This window comes from Streptomyces luomodiensis (assembly GCF_031679605.1).
Lineage (GTDB): Bacteria > Actinomycetota > Actinomycetes > Streptomycetales > Streptomycetaceae > Streptomyces > Streptomyces luomodiensis.
The window spans coordinates 8404292-8427585 of record NZ_CP117522.1 but is presented as its reverse complement, the minus strand read 5'-3'; the positions used below and the strand labels follow the sequence as shown (position 1 = coordinate 8427585).

Below are 23294 nucleotides of genomic sequence, written 5' to 3'. Positions count from 1 at the left end.
TAACGTCGTGTCCATGGCATTGACAACGCGGACGGACCGACGGCCGTCCATGGCGTCCACTTTCTGGCAGTCGACCGTCGGCAAGAAGATCGTCATGGGCGTGACCGGCCTGATCATGATCGGTTACCTGGCCGTCCACATGCTCGGGAACACCAAGATCTTCTTCGGCCCGGAGGAGTTCAACGCCTACGGGCACTGGCTCCGCGTCATGGGCGCGCCCGTTCTGCACCATCAGTGGGGTCTGTGGATCGCCCGTGTCATCCTCCTCGCCTCGGTGATCCTGCACGGCGTGTCCGCCTACCAGCTGAGCCGCCGCGACATCAAGGCCCGTCCGCAGAAGTACGTCCACTCCAAGCCACGGATGAGCTACGCGACCCGGACCATGCGCTGGGGCGGGGTGATCCTGGGCCTGTTCATCGTGTGGCACGTCCTGGACCTCACCACCGGCACCGTGCACCCCGACGGGTTCCAGGAGGGCCATCCGTACCAGAACGTGGTGGACACCTTCTCCACCTGGTACGGGAACGTCATCTACATCGTGGCCATGCTGGCCATGGGCATGCATGTGCGGCACGGCTTCTGGAGCGCCGCGCAGACCCTCGGCGCGGGCAACCGCACCCGTGACCGGGCGCTCAAGACCATCGCGAACGTCCTGGCGATCGTTCTCACCGCCGGGTTCATCTCCGTACCCGTCGGTGTCATGACCGGAGTGGTGAGCTGACCATGACCTCCTACAACGAATACACCGAGTACACCGTCGGCGAGCCGATCAAGGACGAGCAGGCCCCCTCCGGGCCGGTCAACGAGCGCTGGGACACCCGCCGCTTCCAGGCCAAGCTGGTCAACCCCGCCAACCGCCGCAAGCACACCATCATCGTGGTGGGCACCGGCCTGGCCGGTGGCGCCGCCGGCGCCACCCTGGCCGAGCAGGGCTACCACGTGGTCCAGTTCTGCTACCAGGACTCACCGCGCCGGGCCCACTCCATCGCCGCCCAGGGCGGCATCAACGCCGCGAAGAACTACCGCAACGACGGCGACTCGGTGCACCGGCTGTTCTACGACACCGTCAAGGGCGGCGACTTCCGCGCCCGCGAGTCCAATGTCCACCGCCTGGCGCAGATCTCGGTGGAGATCATCGACCAGTGCGTGGCCCAGGGCGTGCCCTTCGCCCGGGAGTACGGCGGTCTGCTGGACACCCGCTCCTTCGGCGGTGTGCAGGTCTCCCGCACCTTCTACGCCCGCGGCCAGACGGGCCAGCAGCTGCTGCTCGGCGCCTACCAGGCGCTGTCCCGCCAGATCGCGGCGGGCAATGTGGAGCTGCACGCCCGCACCGAGATGCTGGACCTGATCGTGGTCGACGGGCGGGCGCGTGGCATCGTCGCCCGCGATCTGGTGACCGGCGAGATCTCCACGTACTTCGCCGACGCGGTGGTGCTGGCCAGCGGCGGTTACGGCAACGTCTTCTACCTGTCGACGAATGCCATGAACTCCAACGCGACCGCCATCTGGCGGGCGCACCGGCGCGGCGCCTACTTCGCCAACCCCTGCTTCACCCAGATTCACCCGACCTGCATCCCGCGCTCCGGGGACCACCAGTCCAAGCTGACCCTGATGAGCGAGTCGCTGCGCAACGACGGGCGGATCTGGGTGCCCAAGGCGAAGGGCGACACCCGTCCGCCGGCCGAGATCCCCGAGGACGAGCGCGACTACTACCTGGAGCGGATCTATCCGTCGTTCGGCAACCTGGTGCCGCGCGACATCGCCTCCCGCGCCGCGAAGAACGTGTGCGACGAGGGACGCGGGGTCGGCCCCGGCGGCCAGGGCGTCTATCTGGACTTCGCCGACGCCATCGCCCGGATGGGCCGCAAGGCGGTCGAGGAGAAGTACGGCAACCTCTTCGACATGTACGAGCGGATCACGGCGGAGAACCCGTACGAGGTCCCGATGCGCATCTACCCCGCGATCCACTACACGATGGGCGGGCTGTGGGTCGACTACGACCTCCAGACCACCGTGCCGGGGCTGTTCGCGATCGGCGAGGCCAACTTCTCCGACCACGGCGCCAACCGGCTCGGCGCCTCCGCGCTGATGCAGGGCCTGGCCGACGGCTACTTCGTCCTGCCGTCGACGATCAACGACTACCTGGCCCGCAACCCGCACAAGGACGAGGTCGACGCCTCGCACCCGGCGGCCGTCGAGGCCGTGCGGGAGACCGAGGACCGGCTGGCCAGGCTGCTGGCCGTGGACGGCGACCGCACCCCCGACTCCTTCCACCGCGAGATCGGCGAGCTGGTGTGGGAGTTCTGCGGTATGGCCCGCACCGACGAGGGGCTGCGCAAGGCGCTGGACCGCATCCCGCAGATCCGCGAGGAGTTCTGGCGGCGGATCAAGGTGCCGGGCACCGGCGAGGAGTTCAACCAGTCGCTGGAGAAGGCCAACCGGATCGTGGACTACCTGGAACTGGCCGAGCTGATGTGCCTGGACGCCCTGCACCGGGCCGAGTCCTGCGGCGGCCACTTCCGCGAGGAGTCCCAGACCCCCGACGGCGAGGCCGCCCGCAAGGACGAGGAGTTCTCCTACGCCGCGGCCTGGGAGTTCACCGACACCGGCGCCGCCCCCGTGCTCCACAAGGAGCAGCTGACCTTCGAGTACGTCCACCCCACTCAGCGGAGCTACGCATGAAGCTCACCCTGCGCGTATGGCGCCAGAAGAACGCCGACACCCCCGGTGCCATGGCCACCTACCAGCTCGACGACGTCTCCGAGGACATGTCCTTCCTGGAGATGCTCGACGTCCTCAACGAGGAGCTCATCGTCAAGGGGGAGGAGCCGGTGGCCTTCGACCACGACTGCCGCGAGGGCATCTGCGGTGCGTGCAGCCTGGTGATCAACGGTGACGCCCACGGTCCGGAGCGCACCACCACCTGCCAGCTCCACATGCGGTCCTTCCAGGACGGCGACACCATCGACATCGAGCCCTGGCGCGCCTCCGCCTTCCCGGTCATCAAGGACCTGGTGGTGGACCGCTCCGCGTTCGACCGGGTGATCCAGGCCGGCGGCTACATCACCGCCCCGACCGGGTCCGCGCCGGAGGCACACGCCACTCCGGTGCCCAAGGCGGACGCGGACTACGCGTTCGAGCACGCCGAGTGCATCGGCTGCGGCGCCTGCGTGGCGGCCTGTCCCAACGGCGCGGCGATGCTGTTCACCTCGGCCAAGGTCAACCACCTCAATGTGCTGCCGCAGGGCTCTCCCGAGCGGGAGACCCGGGTACTGGACATGGTGTCCCAGATGGACGCCGAGGGCTTCGGCGGCTGCACCCTCACCGGGGAGTGCGCCACGGCCTGCCCCAAGGGCATCCCACTGTTCTCCATCACCGCGATGAACAAGGAGTGGCTGCGGGCGACCCGCAAGGTCAAGCGCTGACCGCACTCCCCCTCGAACGGCACCCCTCGACAATGCTCCGTGGATGGGGTGTCCCGGCGGCGGAGGTCTCTGGACGCTCGACCTCCGCCGCCGACCGAATCCACCGCCGTCCGGCCGCTACCTTCAGCCGTTCAGCGCGTCGATGAGCGCCTTGGTGACGTCCTCGGTGGTGGCGGTGCCGCCGACGTCGCGGGTGAGGATCCCGGCGGCGGTCGTGGCCTCGATCGCCTTCCGCAGCCGGTCCGCCTGGTCCGGGAGGCCGAAGTGGTCCAGCATCAGGGCCGCGCTGCCGACCGCGCCGATCGGGTTGGCGAGGCCCTGCCCGGCGATGTCCGGGGCGGAGCCGTGGACGGGTTCGAACATGCTGGGGAAACGGCGCTCGGGGTTGAGGTTGGCGCTGGCGGCCAGGCCGAGGCTGCCGGCGAGGGCGCTGCCGAGGTCGGAGAGGATGTCGGCGTTGAGGTTGGAGGCCACGACGACGGACAGGTCCTCGGCGCGCAGCACGAACTTCGCGGACATCGCGTCCACCAGGACGCTTTCGGTCTCCACGTCCGGGTAGTCGGCGGCCACCCGCTGGAACACGTCGTCCCACAGCACCATGCCGTACTGCTGGGCGTTGCTCTTGGTGACCGAGGAGACCTTGCGGCGGGCCCGGGTGCGGGCGAGCTCGAAGGCGAACCGTATGATGCGCTCGCAGCCGACCTCCGTGAACAGGGCGGACTGCACGGCCACTTCGCCACCCGGCCCACGGCCGGAGAGGTTCCGGCCGCCCAGACCGGCGTATTCGCCCTCGCTGTTCTCACGGACCACCACCCAGTCGAGCTCGCTGTCGTCGGCCTTGCGCAGCGGGCTGGTGATGCCGGGCAGGAAGTGCACGGGACGGACGTTGGCCCACTGGTCGAAGCTCTGGCAGATCTTCAGGCGCAGCCCCCACAGGCTGATGTGGTCGGGGACGGTGGGCCAGCCGACCGCGCCGAAGTAGATGGCGTCGAAGTCCTTGAGGCGGTCCAGGCCGTCGTCGTCGATCATCTTGCCGGTCCGCTCGTAGAACTCGCAGCCCCAGGGAAACTCCTCCCACGCGAAGGCGAAGGCACCCTCGGAGCCCCGGGAGTGCTCGGCCAGGGCGTCCAGGACGGCCCGGCCGGCGGCCACGACCTCCTTGCCCACTCCGTCGGCGGGGATGGCGGCTATGCGGAAGGTGCGGGGTGTGGTCACGGATGCCTCCGGCGCGTGGCAGGGCTGGGGTGGATTCCTCGACCGGGCGACGCGGGCGGGGATGCCCGGCGGCTTCGCCGGCTTCGGTCGGTTCGAGTCAACACACCACAGTCAGGGCGCGTCCAAGACCTGCTTTCGATGCGACCCATAGGCGTGGCCGATCATTTTCGCGTCCGTGCGGCGGCGGGGCCCTTGGTCCGCTGCCGGGCCAGGGAGGTGGTGAGGGCGAGGAAGGCGCGGGCGGCGGGGGTGAGATGTGCCGGGAGGCTGACCATCGCCACATGGAGATGGGCGGTGGGCTCGATGGGCGCCACCACGGCCCCGCACCGCCGGGCCAGCCGGGTCCAGGACGAGGGCAGTACGGCGATCCCGACTCCGGTGAGGACCAGGGGCAGGATCGAGGTGCGGTGGTCGACGACCGTCACGATCCCGGTGCCACGGCCGCCCGCGGTGATGTCGTCCACGATGCTGCGCATCAGGCTGCCCGTCCGCGAGGCGATGAGCTTCTGCCCGGCGAGGTCCTCGGGGCGGATCGTGACGTCGTCCCGGACGGGCCCGTCCGGTGCCGCGACGACCACGAACGGCTGGTCCTCGACCTGTAGGACGTCCAACCCGGCCACCGTCACCGGGTTCGGCGACCCGAGCAGCCCCAGCTCGCAGGCGCCACTGCGAACCAGGGACACCACCTCGTCCGGGGTGAAGGCGGCGTGGGTGCTGACCGTGACCGCCGGATGCAGTTCGGCGAACCGGTGGATGAGGGTGGTCAGCGGTTCGATACCGGGCGAGGGCATGGTGGCCACTTCCACGGTGCCGCCGTGCAGCCCGGAGAGCGCGGCGGCGGTGTCGCGCACGGCCGCCATGTCCCGCAACACCCGGCGACTGGGCTCCAGCAACTCCTCACCGGCCTCGCTGAGCACAACACCGCGCCCCACCCGGTGGAAGAGGGCCACCCCGAGGTCGGCTTCCAGATTGGCCATCGCCTGCGACAACGACGGCTGCGCCACATGAAGCGCGGCTGCGGCCTTGCTGAAGCCGCCGTGCTCGACGATGGCGAGGAAGTATTCGAGCTGCCGGGCGTCCACGGCGCCTCCCGGGTTCGTGACCTCGTTCGATAGGCGCAGACTACCTATCCGGCAGTGACCCGTATCCGGCAGCGCGGGGTTCGGACGCGGCCACGAGGACAGGGCGCGCGGCCATGCCCTCGTGGCCGCGTCGGCCACATGACCCGAACATGGCCGCGCGGCCACGAGGCCATGGACACGGCCACCCGGCCCGGATGCAGCCACACGACCCGGGCTCACGCCCACGCAGTCCTGGCGCGGCCACCCGGCCCGGGGTACAGCCACACGACCCGGACACGGTCACACCGCCCGCGGCCCGTCCACATGGTCACGGGCGCCTGATCACGAAGGCCCGGCGCGCCCACGCACCCGGACCCGGCCACGAGGTCATGGGCACGGCCACCGGCCCGGATACAGCCACACGACCCGACGCGGCCATGCCGCCCGCGCCACGGTAACGAGGACAGGGCTCGCGGCCACGTGGTCGCGAACGCGCGGCCACGCGACTCGGGCGCGCGGACATGCGATCCGGACGCGGGCACGAGGGCCGGGCGACGGTCGCGACACCCGAACGCCGTCACGAGATCCGGGCGTGGCCGCGTCGCCCGCGGCGCGGTCACGTGATTCGGGCGCGCCGTCACGAGGGCCAAGCGCGGTCACGAGGTTCGTGGCAGGGCCGCCGTGTCGTCGTCGGACGGGAGCCAGCGGTCGGCGAGGGTGTGTCCGCACCGTGTGAGCAGTGCCGCGGACAGGGCGCTGTCGTTCGCGCAGTCCCGGTCGGTCAGCTCGGTGAGGGCCTGCACGGAGCGGAAGTGGGCGGCGGTCCGGCCCGCGGGCAGGGTGCACCGGCCCGCGACGGCGTGCACCGGTACTCCGTGGGCCCGCGCCCGCCGGGCCAGCGCGACCGGTAGCTTCCCCGACAGCGACTGCTCGTCGAGACTGCCCTCGCCGGTCACGGCGAAGTCGCTCCCGGCGAGCAGCCGGTCGGCGCCGAGGAGGGTGAGGAAGTAGTCGGCCCCCGAGCACACCCGTCCGCCCAGCAGCAGCCCGGCGAAGCCGAGCCCACCGGCGGCCCCGGCCCCGGGCTGCTCGGCGAGGGCCGCCGCGTCCGCCGCACCGCCCGCCTCCAGCCGTCGTACGAAGTGTCCGAGTGCGGCGTCCAACGTGTGCACCTGGTGTTCGTTCGCTCCTTTCTGCGGACCGTAGACGGCGGCGGCGCCCCTCGGCCCGAGCAGGGGATTGTCCACATCGGTGGCCAGTACGAGATCGACTCCGGCCAGTGCGTCGCGCACCCCGGCGAGGCCGGCCGAGTGGAGCCCCGCGAGACCGCCACCGCCCGGACCGATCGGCGAGCCGTCCGCGTGGGACAGCGGGGCGCCGAGCGCCTGGAGCAGACCGGCGCCCCCGTCGGTGGTGGCCACCCCGCCCAGAGCGAGGACGACGGTGTCCGGTGTGTCCGCCAGCGCGTACCGGATGGCCTGGCCGATGCCACGGCTGGTGGCCTCGAGGGGCGCCGGCCGGCCGTTCGGCAGCACCCCGAGTCCGCAGATCGAGGCGGCCTCGATGAGCACGGTGCCACCGCGGACGGCGAGGGCCGCGGTGACCGGTCGCCCGGTCGGCCCGGTCACGGTGACCCGCCTGGCGGTGAACCCCGCGGAGCACGCGGCAGCCACGCTGCCCTCGCCGCCGTCCGCGAGCGGGAGGCGGCTGACCCGGATGTGCGGGGCCCGCTCCAGGAGTCCGCGTTCCAGGGCGAGGGCGACGTCGTCGGCGCTGAGGGATCCCTTGAACTTGTCCGGGGCGATCACGACGGAGACCATCAGCGCGTCACCTCGGCCACCGCCGCCGTACCGCCCTTGACCTCGGTACCCGCCTCGGGGCGGGCCGGAGCGGACGCGGCGTCCCGGTCCTCGGCCGGGACCGCCGGGACGCCCTGGGCCGGGACCGCCGGGGTGTCCTCGGCCGCACCCGCGACCGGTGGGTCCCCGGCCCTGCCCGCCAGCACCTCACGCGCCCTGGCCAGGTCCAGACCCCCCTCCCACTTGGCGATGAACAAGGTGGCCACGGCATTGCCGAAGAAGTTCACCAGCGCCCGGCACTCCGACATGAACTTGTCGATCCCGAAGATGAGCATGATGCCCGCGGCCGGGACGTGGCCGACCGTGGACAGGGTCGCGGTGAGGGCGATGAAACCACCGCCCGCCACGCCCGCGGCGCCCTTGGACGTCAGCAGCATCACCGCGAGCAGGCCGAGTTGCTGGGTGAGGGACAGGGGCGTGTCGGTGGCCTGGGCGATGTAGAGCGTGGCGAGGGAGAGGTAGATCGCCGCACCGTCGAGGTTGAAGCTGTAGCCGGTCGGCACCACGAGCCCCACCGTGGACCGTTCGACGCCCATGAACTGTAGTTTGCGCATGAGCCCCGGCAGCGCCGGCTCGGCGGTGGAGGTGCCCAGGACGAGGAAGAACTCCTCCCTGAAGTAGCGGAAGAGCTGGAAGATGTTCAGCTTCACATAGGCGGCGAGCACCCCGCCCAGGACGACCACGACGAACACGATGGACGTGGCGTAGAAGAGGAAGATCAGCGAGCCGAGACTGGTCAGCGTGGACAGCCCGAACTTCCCGATGGCGTACGACATTGCGCCGAAGGCGCCGAGCGGCGCGGCCTTCATGACGAAGGACAGCACCTTGAAGACGACCTCGGTGAGGCGGTGGACACCCACGATGAGCGGTTCGCCGACCGCGCCCACCGACTTGAGCGCGATGCCGAAGATCACGGCCAGGAAGATGACCTGGAGGATGTCGCCCTCGACGAACGCCCCGAAGAAACTGTCCGGCACCAGGTTGGTGAGGAACTCCCACCAGTGCTGGTGCTCGCCCTGCTGGATGTACTGGCCGGCGTCGCCCGAGGTGTCGAGCGTGGACGGATCGGCGTGCACACCGTCGCCGAGCCGGAAGACGTTGATGGCCACCAGTCCCGTCATCAGGGCGACGATCGTGCCGACCTGGAAGTAGGTCAGCGCCTTGATGCCGGTCAGGCCGACCTTCTTCAGATCCGCCACCCCGGCGATGCCACTGATGATGGTCAGGAAGACGATCGGCCCGATCAGCATCTTCATCGCGGTGATGAATGTCGCGCCGATCGGCTCCATCGACGTGGCCAGATCCGGCCATCGCCAGCCCAGCACGATGCCGATGACGATCGCGATGAGCACCTGTATGTACAGCTGCCGGAACCACGGTTTCGACGTGCCCGCCGTGACCCGGCTACCCGAGACCCGGGTACCCGAGGCCCGCTGTCCACCGTGTGCGGCGCCGTCCGGGGTCTGCGTCATTGCAACCTCCCTGCTCGCACGACACCGAGCCCGACCGGCATCGCACTGACTTCCGCCACAGTGAACCGGGTCACACGCCGGGGGTCCACGACCAAAAATCGATGCCCCGTATAGGCGCTTCCTATCGGCTGCCCCTCACCCGGCACACGAGCGTTTGACACGCCGCATAGGGGCCGTGCGGTACGGGTCGGCGTCCCGGCCTCAGCGGGCCGTGCGGCCCGCGGCGCTCATGCGGACCGGCCGTCGTCGTCGAAGGCGGCGAGGTGGGCGGTGAGGTCGTCGACGAAGCGCGCGAGCAGCCGGCCGAAGACCTCGCGGTCGCGCGGGCTCCAGTCGGCGAGCACACCGCCGAGCCATCCGAGGACGGTCCGCAGGTAGCGGTCCGTGGCCGCCGCCCCTTCGGCGGTCGGCTCGACGAGCCGAGCGCGCTGATCGTCCGGATCGGTGATCCGGTGGACCAGCCCTCGCCGCTGCAACTCGTTCACCTGGCGGGTGACATGGGGTCCGACGACCTGCATCCGCTCGGCGATCTCCCCCACGCGCAGTGGACCGCCCGCCACGTGCAAGGAGACGAGCACCGACATCGCGGGCCGGTCCACGGACACACCGGCGGCCTCCATGGCACGCTCGACCACACGGCCCCGGTTCACGGCCCCGCTGAGCTGCATCAGACGGGGCAGCATGGCCGATACGCCGTGCTCATCACCGGCGCCCGGCCCGACCTCCGGTCCCTCCGCGGCCATCCCGCCTCCATATCTACCTAACTTAGGTATATGGTTGTCTCAACAGCCCCACCTTCGGGGCCCTTTCATGCCACCAAAAAGGATACCTGAGTTAGGTACGCGCTAGGCCCTCCCCCGTGGGAGGGCCGGAGAGGAACGCCATGGGCGGCAGGACCACCGCACCACAGCGCACGATCCTGATCTCCGGCGCCAGCATCGCCGGCCCCGCGCTGGCCTACTGGCTCCGCCGGTACGGCTTCGCGGTCACCATCGTCGAGAAGGCGGCCGCCTTACGCGGCGGCGGATACCCCATCGACATCCGCGGCACGGCGGTCGAGGTCGTCCGGCGCATGGGGCTGCTCCCCCAGCTCCGGGACGCCCACGTCGGCATCCGCCGGCTCTCCTTCGTCGACGCGGACGGCCATCCGGTAGCCGCCGTCCGACCCGAAGACATCACCGGTGGCGAGGACGGCCACGACCTCGAGATCCCCCGCGGAGAGCTGGCCGAGATCCTCTACGGCGCGATCCGCGACGACGTCGAACTCCTCTTCAACGACTCCATCGCCACCCTCCACGACCACGCCGGCGGCGTGGACGTGGCCTTCCGCGGCGGCACCCGGCGCACCTTCGACCTGGTCATCGGCGCCGACGGCATCCACTCGCAGACCAGGAGCCTGGCCTTCGGCCCCGAGGAGGACTACCACCGCTACCTCGACCACTGCTTCGCCGGGTTCACCATGCCCAACCACCTGGGGCTCGCACACGAGGGCCGCACCTGGAACGTCCCGGGCAGGACGGCCGTCCTCTACGCACCCCGTGACGACGACCGGGTCCACGCCTTCCTCAGCTTCCTGCGCCCCGAACCACCCCTCGACTCCTTCCGCGACCCCGACGCCCAGCGCGACCTGGTGGCCGGGATCTTCGCCGGATACGCATGGGAGGTCCCGCGCATGGTCGCCGCCATGAGGGGCAGCGACGACCTCTTCTTCGACGTGGTCAGCCAGATCCACCTGCCCCGGTGGTCCACCGGCCGGGTCGCCCTGATCGGCGACGCCGCCTACGCGCCGTCGTTCTTCTCCGGCCAGGGATCGAGCCTGGCCCTGGCCGGCGCCTACGTCCTGGCCGGTGAACTGGCCGCAGGCGCCTGCCATGCGGACGCCTTCGGGAGTTACGAGCGCAGGCTGAGGCCGTTCGTGGAGAGGAACCAGGCGCTCGCCACCGAAGGGAGCGCCGGTCTCTCCCCGCGCACCGCCGAGGACCTGACACGGCGCAACGAGGCGCTGCGCGACCGGTCCTTCGCACTCAGCGGCGCGAGCCGGAGCGCGCATTCGGCGCTGGACCTCCCCGACTACCAGGCCGTATGAGCGCACCGGCACCCGCCTCCGGGCCCGGCGGGCACCCGCCGCCGGGCCCGGTCCGGTCAGCCGGTGGTGCCGATGGCCGTGGTGGGGCCGGAGCCGGACTTCACGACGGACGGGACCCGGTCGGCGGAGTCGAGGGAGTAGGCGTAGTACGCCTTCGGGTCGAACGCGGTGCCACCGCTCTCGTTGCGGCCGGTGGTGTTGACGAAGATGTTGCCGCGCTGGACCAGGGTGGCCGTACTGTCCTTGATGACCGGGTTCCGGTAGCCCTCGAAGTAGCTGTTCTCCAGCACCATCTTGGTGTTCCCGCGGGCATAGTTGCCGTAGGAGGAGTTGATGTCCGTCCCCGGGTCGTCCTGTAGGTAGTTGTTGTACAGGTGCGCGTGGGCGATGTTGTCGGCGGACGGGTTGCGCTGTTCGCTCTCGTGGAACCAGTTGTGGTGGATCGTGATGTCGGCCGTGGTGTTCTCCGTCCAGCCGATCCCGAAGCTCTTGTTGTTCTGCTGCAATCGGTTCCAGGACACCGTGAGGTAGGTGGTGTCCTTACGGCTGTCGATCAGACCGTCGGCCATATGCCGCAGATCGTTGTGGTCGATCCACACATGGTGGGCGCCGTCCATCTGGATGGCGTCCCAGTCGTGCTCCTTGTCGTTCCACACGCCCTCGTAGGAGTCACGGATCGTCAGGTTCCGGATGATGACGTTGTGCACGCCCTCGCCGAGGAAGAAGCCACCACCGACGATCTGGCCCGAGGTGCCCGAGCCCACGATCGTCTTGTCGGACGCGACCTTGATCTCCTTGCCCTTGGGGTCCATGGTGATCGCCGCGGCCACCACGATGACGTACGGTTGCGAGGCCGTCGCGTACTTCTCGAGATCGGCGAGCGTGCGCACGGTGACGGTACTGCCGTCCCGGCCCCCGTACGTGCCGTTCTGGCCCAGCGCGTTGACCGACGCGAAACCGTCGGCGACATCGGCGCTCAAGGACGCGGAGGCCGACGCGGCCGCCGGCGCCGTCCCGTCCTCGGCGAACGCCCCCTGTCCCGCCAGGCCGGCCGTGCCGGCCAGGGTCAGGGACACGACGACCGCCCCCAGCGCACGGCGCCTGCCGCGCCCCACCGCTCGGCGTATGGCTTCCATGGCCCACACTCCCACTGCTCGACGACACCTTCCGTCCGGCTGTCGCCGCCGCGCACGGAGAGGTTGCCGGGGCCACCGGTCGTCCTGAGGCGGATGTGGACGGCGTCTTGAAGATGCGACGACGCGCTGACAGACTCCGGCGGAAAGCGCTTACCGACGGACGCACCACTGATGAGTCGCCCCGGAGGGAACAGTGAGCGAACACAGTCGCAGGCAGGTGCTGTGGACCGGCCTCGGCGCGGTCGCCGGATCGACGGTGCTCGGCGGAATCGCCTCCGCCACCCCGGCTTCGGCGGCATCACGGCCCGGTGGACCGTCCGGGTCCGCGGGCCACCCGGACCCGGCAGGCCACGCGGACCAGGCGGTGGCCACGGGTGAGCCGGCCGCGGCGCGGACAGACCTGCCCTGGGTGGCGGACCTCGGGGACGGCCGTTATCAGAACCCGGTGCTCAACGCCGACTGGTCCGACCCCGACGTGATCCGGGTCGGCCCGTACTTCTATCTGGTCGCCTCCACCTTCAACCGCGTGCCCGGACTGCCCATCCTGCGGTCGGCCGACCTGGTCAACTGGAGCGTCATCGGACACGCCCTGACCGAGCTGCGGCCCAGGGACCACTTCAGCGAGCCCAGGCACGGCGAAGGGGTGTGGGCCCCCGCCCTGCGCCATCACGACGGCAAGTTCTGGATCTTCTACCCCGATCCCGACTTCGGGATCTTCATGGTGCACGCCACCGATCCGCGCGGGCCCTGGAGCGCGCCCCATCCGGTCGCCACGGGCAAGGGGCTGATCGATCCCTGTCCGCTGTGGGACGAGGACGGGCAGGCGTATCTGGTCCACGCCTGGGCGAAGAGCCGCAGCGGTATCAACAACCGGCTCACGCTGCACCGTATGAGCCCGGACGGGACCGGTCTGCTCGACGAGGGCCAGATCGTGATCAACGGCGATGAACTCCCCGGCTACACCACGCTGGAGGGGCCGAAGCTCTACAAACGGGACGGCTGGTACTGGATCTTCGCTCCGGCCGGAGGCGTCACCAACGGCTGGCAGTCGGCGTTCCGCTCCCGCGACATCCGGGGCCCCTACGAGGAGCGCGTCGTCCTCGCCCAGGGCGACACCCCCGTCAACGGGCCGCACCAGGGGGCGTGGGTGACCACCGCGGGCGGCGAGGACTGGTTCCTGCACTTCCAGGACCGCGGGCCCTACGGACGGGTGGTGCACCTCCAGCCGATGCGGTGGCGCACCGACGGGTGGCCGGTGATGGGCACCGACGACGGCAGTGGCCGGGGTACGCCGGTGCTGGTGCACACCAAACCGCGCGTGGCCGCCCGCCCGGCGGTGACCGCGCCGGCCACCGGTGACGAGTTCACCGGGGCCGAGCTGGGCCGGCAGTGGACGTGGCAGGCGAACCCCGACCCGGCGTGGTGGTCGCTGCGCCGCTCCCCGGGCCGGCTCGCGCTGGCCTGCCGGCCGAGCCCGGTCGCCCATGACCTCCGGCTGCTGCCCAATGTGCTGGGCCAGCGGCTGCCCGCCGAGTCCTTCACCGCGACGACCTCGCTGAGGCTGTCCACCACGACCGAGGGGTCCCGGGCCGGGCTGGTGATCCTGGGCGAGACCTACGCCTGGGTGGGCCTGCGGCACGACGGCGACCGGATCGTCCTCGTCTGCCGCACCGCGGCCCAGGACGCCGCCGAGGCGGACGCGGTCACGCCGGTACCGCTGCCGCGCGGTCGTTCGGCCGTACGGCTGCGGGTGCGTGTGCTGCCGGGAGCGGAGTGCCGGTTCGCGGCCGACGTGGACGGGCGGGGGTTCACCCCGCTCGGGGCGCCGTTCCCGGCGACCGCGGGGAAGTGGATCGGGGCGACCGTGGGACTCTTCGCCACCGGTCCGGCGGCCGGCGGCCGGGGCGGAGTGGCGGAGTTCGACTGGTTCCGGGTGGGTCCGGTTTCCTCGTAACCGGTCGGAGGGCGGGTCTTTCGGGACCCACCCAGGGTGCCGCCTCAGTAGCCGTAGCGGCTCTTGAGGTGGCGCCAGACGTCACGGAGCATCCAGGTGTCGAACTCCGTGATCCGGGTGGCGCTTCCCGCCTTCATGAGGAAGCAGCACTGGCCGGTCGGGGTCCAGTCGTAGAAGTCGTCCAGGCCGAAGGTGTGGCCGACTTCGTGGAGATAGATGTGGATGTCCTCCTGGTTCAGCGCACCGGTGAAGTACTCCTGCCCCACCCGCTGGCCCCAGTCCCCGCCGGCACCGCCCTCGAACCCCTTCGTCAGCCACAGCGACTGGTCGTAGTGGTGGGCGGCGCCACCGGGACAGCGCGAGTAGTCACCGTTCTGGTGGAAGAAGCGGCCGCAGTCGGGTGAGCACTGCGGGGCGCCGCCGCCGTCGAGGTTCCCGGCGTAGACGTCCACGGAGTTGTCGGTCCACTGGAGCGTCGAGCGGTCCTTCACCGCCCAGCCGACGATGGTGACCGGCACACTGGTGTACGGCCAGGCGTTGTGGCCCGTGCCGTTCTCCACCATGGCCGCCATCCACGTGGCGAACTGCTTCTTCAGCGCGGCGTGGATCCGGTCGCGCAGTGCGGCGCTGACCGGGGCGTCGGACTCCCAGCGGACGCAGTAGTTGACACTGCCCCGGTTGGCCATGACCTGGTCCCAGCCGTAGTTGCGGAAGCCGTAGAGATCCGGATAGGTCGACTCCACGTGGTTCCACACCTCGCCCAGCGGCTGCACCAGGTTCGCGGGCGGGTTCCAGTCGGCGGCGGTCCGCGCCGGGGCCGCCGTCGCCGCACCGGGCGCGGCGACCAGCGCGGCCAAGGCGGCCGGCACGGTGGCCAGACGCGCGAGGAATGAGCGCACTGTGAACTCCCTCGGTAGCTGACAGGCTGTCAGCCCGAGGTTGCCGCCACGGCCACTCGGGTTGCCGCCACGGCCGCTCGGGGCGCCGAGAGGGCCGCTCGGGGTGCCGCGACCACCCGGGTTGCTGCCGCGAGCGCGGGCCGCCGTGCACCGCGCGGGCCGGGCTCAGGACGGCCGGGTGGCCACCACCAGTCGGCAGCGGGGGCTGCCGTCCGCCCGCCGGCCGAGTTCCTCCAGTGCCTGCAGTTCGACCTCGAACCCGGCCCGCACCAGCTCTTCCCGTACGTCCGCGAGCCGGAAGGTCCGGTAGTACATCACGAAGCGCGGCCGCCACAGCGCGTTGCGCACCCGCATCGCGGTGTCGAAGGCCAGGAGCGACCAGTAGAGCCGGGAGCCTGGACGGGCCGGTGCCACGATCGGGAAGGCGAACCGGCCGCCCGGACGGAGCACGGAGTGCACCTGGGCGAAGAGCCCCGGCCGCTCTCGCGGTACGAAGTGGCCGAACGCGCCGAAGCTCACCGCCAGATCGAAGACCGGCCCGAACGGGAGGGCGCGCGCGTCGGCGCGTACCCAGTGCGTGCGCGGGGCGTCCGGTACCACCGGTGTGCGGGCCCGGCCCACGGTCAGCATGCCCGCGCTGAAGTCGACGCCGGTGACCCGCTCCCGGCACACCTGCCGCAGAACCCCCAGGCCCGCGCCGGTTCCGCAGCACACGTCCAGGCCGCTGTCGAAGGGCCCGAGCCGGCGCAGGGTGCCTGTCACGGAGTCCAGCACCGCCGCCGGGGTCCGGTACGGGGTGTGGTCGAACTTCGGGGCCAGCAGGTCGTAGCCGCGCTCGACGGAGGACAGCGCCTGGACGACGAGCTCACGGAGGGTGGGGCCCTGGGGTGTGAACATCGCGCTCAGCATAGAGCCCACCGGGGCGGGGCGGCCTGTCATGCTCAATCCACCCATCATTGACGGAGTGAGTACTCACTCCGTACCGTACCCGCATGGCAGAGAACTCCTCCACCCCGCCCCCGCCCCGCCGCCGTGCGCCGGCCATGCACCCCGACCAGCGCCGCGCGATGATCGTCGCCGCGGCGCTCCCCCTCGTCGTCGAGTACGGCGCCGCCGTCACGACGGCGAAGATCGCCCGAGCCGCGGGCATCGGGGAAGGCACGATCTTCCGCGTCTTCGAGGACAAGGACACCTTGCTCGCGGCCTGTATGGCCGAGGCCGTGCGGCCCGATGACACCGTCGCCCATCTGGAGTCGATCGCCCTGGACCAGCCGCTGGCGGCCCGGCTCGCCGAGGCGGCCGATGTGGTGCGCGGGCACATGGCGCGCATCGGCGCGGTCGCCGGGGCGCTCGCGGCGGCCGGCCGGCTGGAACGCGTCGCCCCCAAGCCCGGCAAGGACGGGCGGCTGCCGGACCGCGAGGCGAGCCTGGCCGGGCCGCGCGCCGCGCTGGCCGCGCTGTTCGAACCCGACCGGGACGCCCTGCGGCTCGCCCCGGAACGGCTCGCGGACGCCTTCCAGCTGATGCTGATGTCGGCCGGGCGGCTGGGCGCTCCCGACCCGCTGACCACCGAGGAACTCGTGGACCTCTTCCTGCACGGCGCGCTCGCGACGCCCGGGGAGGGCCGGTGATGACCGGACCCGACCCGTACGGGGAACTCCCCTCCCGCCGCCGGGCCCTGGTCACCTCGGCCCTGCTGGGGTGCGCCTTCCTGGCCATGCTGGACGGCACCGTGGTCGGCACCGCGCTCCCGCGCATCGTCCAGCAGATCGGCGGCGGCGACTCCTGGTACGTCTGGCTCGTCACCGCCTATCTGCTGACCTCCTCCGTCAGCGTGCCGGTCTACGGCCGCTTCTCCGACCTCCATGGCCGCCGCCGGCTGCTGATCGGCGGGGTCACCGTCTTCCTGGCCGGCTCGATCGCCTGCGGCCTGTCCGCGTCCATGCCGGCCCTGATCGTCTCCCGCGCGGTGCAGGGCCTGGGCGCCGGAGCCCTGCTGACCCTCGGCATGGCGCTGGTCCGCGACCTCCACCCGCCGTCCCGTCCGCACGGCCTGATCCGGATGCAGACGGCGATGGCCACCATGATGGTCCTGGGCATGGTGGGCGGCCCGATCCTCGGTGGTCTGCTCACCGATCACGTCGGCTGGCGCTGGGCGTTCTGGCTCAATCTGCCCCTCGGGCTGGCCGCCGTCGCCGTCATCGCCCTGGCCCTGCCCGACCACCGGCCCGCCGCCCCGCCGTCCGGCCGGCTCGACGTGGCGGGCATCCTCCTCCTCGCCGCCGGGCTCTCCCTGACGCTGACCGGCCTCAGCCTCAAGGGCAACGCGACCGCCGGCCACGCCCCGTCCTGGACGGATCCGGCTGTCATGGGCTGCCTGCTCGGCGGGCCGGCGCTGCTCGCGCTGCTCTTACCGGTCGAGCGCCGGGCCGCCGTGCCCGTCCTGCCCCTGCGGCTGTTCCGGCACCGCACCTACTCGGCCCTGCTGACCGCCGGTTTCTTCTTCCAGGTCGCCGCCGCGCCGGTCGGGATCTTCCTGCCGCTGTACTTCCAGCACATCCGCGGCCACTCGGCCACCGTCTCCGGCCTGTTGCTGCTCCCCCTGCTCATCGGCATGACGCTGGGCAACCGGCTGACCGCCGCCGCCGTTCTGCGCAGCGGGCACGTCAAGCCGGTCCTGCTCACCGGTGCGGGGCTGCTCACCTCCGGCACCGCCGCCTTCTTCGCCCTGAGTGCCACTACACCCCTCGCGCTGACGTCCGTGTCGCTGCTGCTCGTCGGGCTCGGCACCGGACCGGCCATGGGCGGGATCACCATCGCCACCCAGAACGCCGTCCCGCGCTCCGACATGGGCACCGCCACCGCGGGCTCCGCCCTCACCAAGCAGATCGGCGGCGCGGTCGGCCTGGCCTGCGCCCAGTCCCTGATCGGCCACTCCGGCACGGCCGCGCCCACCGCGACGGCCATCGGCTCCACCGTCGCCTGGAGCGGATGCGTCGCCGGGCTGCTCGCCCTCGGGGCGCTGCTGCTCATGCACGACATCGCCATCGCCACGCCCCGAAGGCGCCCCGGCGCACCCACTCCCCCGTCCGCCGTCCCCTCCGGCGGCACGCCCCGGTAACCCCTCGCCGGGCGCCTTACGGCGGACCGACATTCCGCTTGACCTCAAGCCCACCGGCGCTACCACCCCGCCCTGGTGGAGACGATCAGGTCCTTGGGATGCCTGAGGTCGACCGGCATGAGCGTGCGCGACATGCGTGCGAGGCCGCCGCCGGCTCCGGCCCGTCGCGTCGGGAAGCGCCCGGTCAGGCGGGGAAGGTGCCGGTGCTGCGCACCGAGAAGGCGCGTTCCGTACTCGGCTGGACGGTCTGAGCCGCTTCGCGAGCCCGGAAGACGGTAGGATCGGCGCCATGAAGTGATGACCCGGCACACCGAAACCATCCGCACCCTCCGTGCAACGCCGTCCGAGCCATGTCCGCTCCGGCGTTCGATCGGTGTGCCCATCCGCATCCGTCATCCACTTCACACGATCGGATCCGTATGACCGACGACTTGTTTCTCAATGATGTCGCCGAGCGGCTCGCCGCCCTGCCCGCCGTGCGCGCCGTCACCCTCGGTGGCTCGCGTGCGCAAGGCACCCACACCCCCGAGAGCGACTGGGACCTGGCCCTGTACTACCGGGGCGGTTTCGACCCGGCCGAGTTGCGGGCCATCGGCTGGGAGGGCGAGGTCTTCGGCCTCGGCGACTGGGGCGGCGGTGTCTTCAACGGGGGCGCCTGGCTGACGATCGACGGACGGCGCGTGGATGTCCACTACCGCGACCTCGACGTGGTGGACCACGAACTCGCCGAGTCGCGGCAGGGACGCTTCCGCTGGGAGCCGCTGATGTTCCACCTCGCGGGCATCCCCAGCTATCTGGTGGTCGCCGAACTCGCCCTCAACCAGGTGCTGCGCGGCACCCTGCCCCGCCCCGAGTACCCGGAGGCGCTGCGCGCGGCGGCGCCCCCGGTGTGGCGCGGGCGCGCGGCGCTGACGTTGCGGTACGCCACGGCCGCGTACGCGGTGCGCGGCCAGGCCACCGAGGTCGCGGGGGCGGTGGCCACCGCCGCCATGGAGACGGCGCACGCGGTGCTGGCGGCACGCGGTGAGTGGGTCACCAACGAGAAGCGGCTCCTTGAGCGGGCGGGCCTGCGCGGTATCGACACGCTCGTGGGCGGGCTGCGGCCGGAGCCCGCCGTCCTGGCCGAGGCGATCGCCGACGCGGAGGCGCTGTTGGAAGCCACCGCCGCCGGCTGAGCGGTGGTCCGGGGGGCGGTGGACTCCGCCGCCCCCCGGACCGTCCGAGGTGCCGGGACACGGCACACGCGCTGCCGAGCACACGCTGCCGAGGACACGCCCTACCGGCACACGCGTTGCCGAGCACGCGCGCTGTCGGCGTATCAGCCGCGCCGGGTGAGGATGCTCAGCGCGTTGGCCGCGACGATGGCACCGGTGCTCGTCCACTCCGCCCACCCCAGGTTCTGCCCCAGGCCGACCCATCCGACCAGGGCGGCGAGGACGGGGTTGACGCTCATGAAGAGCCCGAACGCCTGGGCGGGCACCCGGCGCAGGGTGAACAGGTCGGCGAGGTACGGCACGGCCGAGGAGAGCACACCCGCGGTCACGGCGTACGCCACGGCGCTCACCGTCGGCGGCTGCCGGACGACGACGGCGATCCCGACCGGCAGGAACATCAGGGCGGAGAGCGCCGCGGCCACCGCCGACCCCTGGGCGCCGGGGACGCGCCGGCCCACAGCGCGGTTGAGCAGGATGTACGACGCCCAGCACACCGCGGCCAGCAGTCCCAGCCCCATGCCCAGGTAGTCGGCCGAGGGACGCGGACGCATGAGGGTCACCACGGCGGCCGCCGCGATCAGCGCACAGCACGCGTCCACCCGGCGCCGTGCGGCGGCCAGCGCGACGCACAGCGGGCCGAGGAACTCCAGGGTCACCGCCAGCCCGAGGCCGATGCGGTCGATGGCGGTGTAGAGGGACAGGTTCATGGTGCCGAACACCACGGCCAGCCCCACCACCGGCCGCCACTGCCACCAGGTGAAGGTCCGCGGCCGGGGCCTGCCGATGGCCAGCAGGACGATCGCGGCGACGTACTGGCGGACCGCGACGACCCCGACCGGACCGAGGACGGGGAAGGCATGGGAGCCGATCGCGGCGCCGGTCTGGTTGGACAGACCGCTGCCGATCATCATGGCCACACCGGCGGACCGCCGCCCGGTCCGGGTCGGAGCGGGGTCGGCGTCGTCGGACACGGTCGCCGGGGTTTGGTGGGCGGATTCCGCCGATCGTGCGGCGGGGCTACGTGGCGCGGGGGCGGCTGGCATGCGTCGATCGTGTGACCGGTCCGCGCATACGCAAAATGCGTTCGGTGTTCCTGTCTATACGCTAGACGTATGGATGCTGGTACGGATGTGGAGCTTCGGCAGCTGCGCTGCCTCGTCGCGATCGTCGACGAGGGCAGTTTCACCGACGCCGCCATCGCGCTCGGTGTCTCCCAGGCGGCCGTGTCCCGCACCCTGGCCTCGCTCGAACGCGCCTTGGGAGTGCGGCTGTTGCGGCGAACCTCCCGCGAAGTGGCCCCGACGGGCACCGGGCTGCGCGTGGTGGGACACGCCCGGCGGGTCCTGGCCGAGGTGGACGGCCTGGTCCGGGAGGCCACTTCGGGCCACGCCCATCTGCGGATCGGCTACGCCTGGTCCGCACTGGGCCGCCACACCCCGGCCTTCCAGCGCCGCTGGGCCCAGGCGCACCCCGAGACGGAACTGCACCTGGTCCGCGTCAACTCCGCCACGGCGGGGCTGGCGGAGGGCGCCTGCGACCTGGCCGTCGTCCGCAGACCGCTGGACGAGCGCCGTTTCGACTCGGCCATCGTCGGGCTGGAGCGGCGGCTGTGCGCCGTGGCCGCCGACGACCCCCTCGCCAGGCGCCGCTCGGTCCGGCTGGCCGACCTCAGCGGGCGCACCCTGCTGGTGGACCGGAGGACCGGCACCACCACCGCGGAGCTGTGGCCGCCCGACTCCCGGCCGGCCACAGAGGAGACCCACGACGTCGAGGACTGGCTCACCGTGATCTCCGCGGGCCGCCGCGTCGGCATGACGGCGGAGTCCACCGCCAACCAGTACCCGAGGCCCGGCATCGCCTACCGGCCGGTCCGCGACGCGGAGCCGATCGCGGTACGCCTCGCCTGGTGGCGGGACGATCCGCACCCCGCCACCCACACCGCGGTCGAACTGCTCACCGCCCTCTACCGCAACGGCTGACCCGAAGACCCCTGGCCGCCCAGGAAGCGGATGTGGGGCCGTCCGTGGGGGGCGTCGTGGGTGATGTCCGCGCGCACCCCGTACACCTCCGCGACCAGGTCCTCGGTGAGGACCTCCCGTGGGGTGCCGCCGGCCGCGACGCGGCCCTCCCGCAACACGATGAGCCGGTCGCAGTACATCGCCGCCAGGTTCAGATCGTGCAGCGCGATGACGGTGGTGACCGGCAGGCTCGCGACGAGCGAGAGCAAGTCGAGCTGATGGCGGATGTCGAGGTGGTTGGTCGGCTCGTCCAGCAGCAGTTCGCGCGGTTCCTGGGCGAGCGCGCGGGCGATCTGGGCACGCTGGCGTTCGCCGCCGGAGAGCGTGTGCCACAGCTGGTCGGCGCGGTCCATGAGCCCAGTGCGTGCCAGGGCGTGGCGCACGGCTTCCTCGTCCGCCGCCGACACCGCCGACCAGGCACGGCGGTGCGGGACGCGGCCGAGGCGTACCACCTCGCCCACGGTCAGCTCCGCCTGGGTGGCGGCGTTCTGCTCGACGACGGCGATACGGCGGGCGATCGCCTTGCGGGGCAGGGCGTTCAAGGGGTGGCCGTCGAGGGTGACGACGCCCGAGGTGGGGGCGAGGACACCGGCCAGCAGCCGCAGCAGGGTGGACTTCCCGGAGCCGTTGGGGCCGAGGAGTCCGACCAGGGAGCCCGGCGGCGGGGTGACGCTGACACCGTCCACGATCAGATGGCCGCCCACGGTACGCGTCACCCGCTCCGCGCGCAGACCCGTGTCCGGGTCCGTGCCCATGGCCGCGTCCGTGCCCGTGCCCGTGCTCATGACGTGGTCACCTTCCGGGAGCGGTAGAGGACCAGGACGAACGCCGGTACGCCGATCAGCGAGGTGACCACGCCCACCGGCACCTCCTGGGGGTCCAGTGCGGTACGGGCCAGTGTGTCGACCCAGACCAGGAACACCGCACCGGTCAGCGCGGTGACCGGCAGCAGCCGGCCGTGTCCGGAACCGACCAGGGCGCGGGTGGCGTGCGGGAGCACCAGCCCGACGAAGCCGATGGCTCCGGCCGAGCTGACCAGCGCCGCGGTCAGCAGCGCGGTGACGGACAGCAGGATCAGCCGGGTGCGGGCCACGGGGACGCCGAGCGTGGCCGCCGCGTCCTGGCCGAACGCGAAGGCGTCGAGGGCGTGCGCGTGGGCCGCGCAGACCAGCAGCGCCACGGCGAGCACGGCCAGGCACACCCACACCTCGCTCCAGCCGACGTTGCCGAGCGATCCCAGCAGCCAGAACAGCACGCCACGGGTCTGCTCGGCGTCGGCGGCCGTCATCACGACGAACGAGGTCAGCGCGGAGAACAACTGCATCCCGGCGACCCCGGACAGCACCACCCGGTCCGTGGTCCCGCCCAGCACCTGACTGCCCAGCAGGACCAGCGCGAACGAGACCACCGCGCCCACGAACGCCCCCACCGACACGGTGACCGCCCCGCCACCGGCCCCCAGCACCACCACCGCGACCGCTCCGGTGGACGCGCCGGACGAGACCCCCAGCACGAAGGGGTCGGCGAGCGGGTTGCGCAGGAGTGACTGCATCACCGCCCCGCACACCGCGAGTCCGGCCCCGCACACCGCGGCGAGCAGGGTCCGCGGCAGTCGCAGCTCCCAGACGATGCCATCCCGGATGGGCGTCAGGTCGGAGGTGCCCAGGCCCAGATGAGACCCCACCACGGCCCATACGTCGCCGACGCGGATATCGGCCGGGCCGATCGTGATGGCCAGGGCCACGGACACCAGCAACGCGGTGGTTCCGGCCCCGCACAGTGCCGCGAACCGCAGTCTGCGCCCACGCCGCGCCTGCCTCACCGGGTTCACCGG

The 23294-nt window shown here is 71.7% G+C and carries 20 protein-coding genes and 1 pseudogene; 10 read left to right on the top strand and 11 right to left on the bottom strand.

Annotation, left to right across the window (positions count from 1 at the left end):
* Positions 1-13 precede the first annotated feature (13 nt).
* From PS467_RS35575 to PS467_RS35565, 3 genes are read left to right on the top strand one after another with little or no spacing between them, the layout of a single operon-like run.
* Positions 14-721: a succinate dehydrogenase gene (locus tag PS467_RS35575; protein WP_268975808.1), complete on the top strand. Its 708-nt coding sequence runs from the start codon at positions 14-16 to the stop codon at positions 719-721.
* Positions 722-723: 2 nt separating this feature from the next.
* On the top strand, positions 724-2682 hold the full coding sequence (locus PS467_RS35570; RefSeq protein WP_311038661.1) for a fumarate reductase/succinate dehydrogenase flavoprotein subunit: 1959 nt from the start codon (positions 724-726) through the stop codon (positions 2680-2682).
* Positions 2679-3425, top strand: a complete 747-nt coding sequence (locus PS467_RS35565) for a succinate dehydrogenase/fumarate reductase iron-sulfur subunit (RefSeq protein ID WP_268975806.1) — start codon at positions 2679-2681, stop codon at positions 3423-3425. The genes PS467_RS35570 and PS467_RS35565 overlap by 4 nt, the downstream gene beginning before the upstream one ends.
* Before the next feature lie 123 nt (positions 3426-3548).
* Here PS467_RS35565 and PS467_RS35560 read toward each other — a convergent pair whose 3' ends face one another.
* From PS467_RS35560 to PS467_RS35540, 5 genes are all read right to left on the bottom strand, one after another.
* Positions 3549-4640, bottom strand: a complete 1092-nt coding sequence (locus PS467_RS35560; RefSeq protein ID WP_311038660.1) for a tartrate dehydrogenase — start codon at positions 4638-4640, stop codon at positions 3549-3551.
* A gap of 161 nt (positions 4641-4801) precedes the next feature.
* On the bottom strand, positions 4802-5722 hold the full coding sequence (locus PS467_RS35555) for a LysR family transcriptional regulator (protein ID WP_311038659.1): 921 nt from the start codon (positions 5720-5722) through the stop codon (positions 4802-4804).
* Positions 5723-6357: 635 nt separating this feature from the next.
* Positions 6358-7521 carry a glycerate kinase gene (locus tag PS467_RS35550; RefSeq protein WP_311038658.1) on the bottom strand — a complete coding sequence of 388 codons (1164 nt, stop codon included), beginning with the start codon at positions 7519-7521 and terminating at the stop codon, positions 6358-6360.
* Positions 7521-9032 carry a C4-dicarboxylate transporter DctA gene (gene dctA, locus PS467_RS35545; RefSeq protein ID WP_311038657.1) on the bottom strand — a complete coding sequence of 504 codons (1512 nt, stop codon included), beginning with the start codon at positions 9030-9032 and terminating at the stop codon, positions 7521-7523. The genes PS467_RS35550 and dctA overlap by 1 nt, the downstream gene beginning before the upstream one ends.
* A gap of 227 nt (positions 9033-9259) precedes the next feature.
* Positions 9260-9775 (bottom strand): MarR family winged helix-turn-helix transcriptional regulator, encoded by a 516-nt coding sequence (locus PS467_RS35540; RefSeq protein WP_311038656.1) that lies wholly within the window; start codon positions 9773-9775, stop codon positions 9260-9262.
* A gap of 140 nt (positions 9776-9915) precedes the next feature.
* Here PS467_RS35540 and PS467_RS35535 point away from each other — a divergent pair, with 140 nt between their 5' ends.
* On the top strand, positions 9916-11118 hold the full coding sequence (locus PS467_RS35535; RefSeq protein WP_311038655.1) for an FAD-dependent monooxygenase: 1203 nt from the start codon (positions 9916-9918) through the stop codon (positions 11116-11118).
* Between the two features lie 62 nt (positions 11119-11180).
* Here PS467_RS35535 and PS467_RS35530 read toward each other — a convergent pair.
* Positions 11181-12254 (bottom strand): annotated as a pseudogene (locus PS467_RS35530) (pectate lyase family protein); the annotation flags it as partial.
* A 409-nt stretch (positions 12255-12663) separates the two neighbouring features.
* Between PS467_RS35530 and PS467_RS35525 the strand changes: the two are divergent.
* On the top strand, positions 12664-14208 hold the full coding sequence (locus PS467_RS35525; RefSeq protein WP_432280777.1) for a glycoside hydrolase family 43 protein: 1545 nt from the start codon (positions 12664-12666) through the stop codon (positions 14206-14208).
* Positions 14209-14252: 44 nt separating this feature from the next.
* Here the strand turns inward: PS467_RS35525 and PS467_RS35520 are convergent, their stop codons facing one another.
* The gene (locus PS467_RS35520) at positions 14253-15107 is read right to left on the bottom strand and encodes a hypothetical protein (RefSeq protein ID WP_311038654.1); all 855 of its coding nucleotides are present in this window, start codon (positions 15105-15107) and stop codon (positions 14253-14255) included.
* Between the two features lie 165 nt (positions 15108-15272).
* Entirely contained in the window at positions 15273-16004 is a 732-nt protein-coding gene (locus PS467_RS35515) for a class I SAM-dependent methyltransferase (protein ID WP_311038653.1), read from the bottom strand.
* 95 nt (positions 16005-16099) lie between these two features.
* Between PS467_RS35515 and PS467_RS35510 the strand changes: the two genes are divergently transcribed.
* The 4 genes from PS467_RS35510 to PS467_RS35495 all read left to right on the top strand — a co-directional run bounded on the left by PS467_RS35510 (position 16100) and on the right by PS467_RS35495 (position 19403).
* The gene (locus PS467_RS35510) at positions 16100-16738 is read left to right on the top strand and encodes a TetR/AcrR family transcriptional regulator (RefSeq protein WP_311038652.1); all 639 of its coding nucleotides are present in this window, start codon (positions 16100-16102) and stop codon (positions 16736-16738) included.
* Positions 16738-18228 carry an MFS transporter gene (locus tag PS467_RS35505; protein ID WP_311038651.1) on the top strand — a complete coding sequence of 497 codons (1491 nt, stop codon included), beginning with the start codon at positions 16738-16740 and terminating at the stop codon, positions 18226-18228. Before PS467_RS35510 ends, PS467_RS35505 begins: the two co-directional genes overlap by 1 nt.
* A 98-nt stretch (positions 18229-18326) precedes the next feature.
* Entirely contained in the window at positions 18327-18479 is a 153-nt protein-coding gene (locus PS467_RS35500; RefSeq protein ID WP_311038650.1) for a hypothetical protein, read from the top strand.
* Positions 18480-18647: 168 nt separating this feature from the next.
* Positions 18648-19403: a nucleotidyltransferase domain-containing protein gene (locus PS467_RS35495; protein ID WP_311038649.1), complete on the top strand. Its 756-nt coding sequence runs from the start codon at positions 18648-18650 to the stop codon at positions 19401-19403.
* Between the two features lie 143 nt (positions 19404-19546).
* On the opposite strand, the gene PS467_RS35490 is transcribed toward PS467_RS35495, so the two are convergent.
* Positions 19547-20485: an EamA family transporter gene (locus PS467_RS35490; RefSeq protein WP_432280681.1), complete on the bottom strand. Its 939-nt coding sequence runs from the start codon at positions 20483-20485 to the stop codon at positions 19547-19549.
* 69 nt (positions 20486-20554) lie between these two features.
* On the opposite strand from PS467_RS35490, the gene PS467_RS35485 reads away from it, so the two are divergent.
* On the top strand, positions 20555-21421 hold the full coding sequence (locus tag PS467_RS35485; protein ID WP_311038648.1) for a LysR family transcriptional regulator: 867 nt from the start codon (positions 20555-20557) through the stop codon (positions 21419-21421).
* On the opposite strand, the gene PS467_RS35480 is transcribed toward PS467_RS35485, so the two are convergent.
* Together PS467_RS35480 and PS467_RS35475 are read right to left on the bottom strand one after the other, a co-directional pair.
* Positions 21406-22245, bottom strand: coding sequence for an ABC transporter ATP-binding protein (locus PS467_RS35480; protein WP_311038647.1), 840 nt, complete (start codon positions 22243-22245; stop codon positions 21406-21408). The two genes, PS467_RS35485 and PS467_RS35480, sit on opposite strands and share 16 nt — an antisense overlap.
* Positions 22242-23255 (bottom strand): FecCD family ABC transporter permease, encoded by a 1014-nt coding sequence (locus PS467_RS35475; RefSeq protein ID WP_432280776.1) that lies wholly within the window; start codon positions 23253-23255, stop codon positions 22242-22244. Before PS467_RS35475 ends, PS467_RS35480 begins: the two co-directional genes overlap by 4 nt.
* Positions 23256-23294 lie beyond the last annotated feature (39 nt).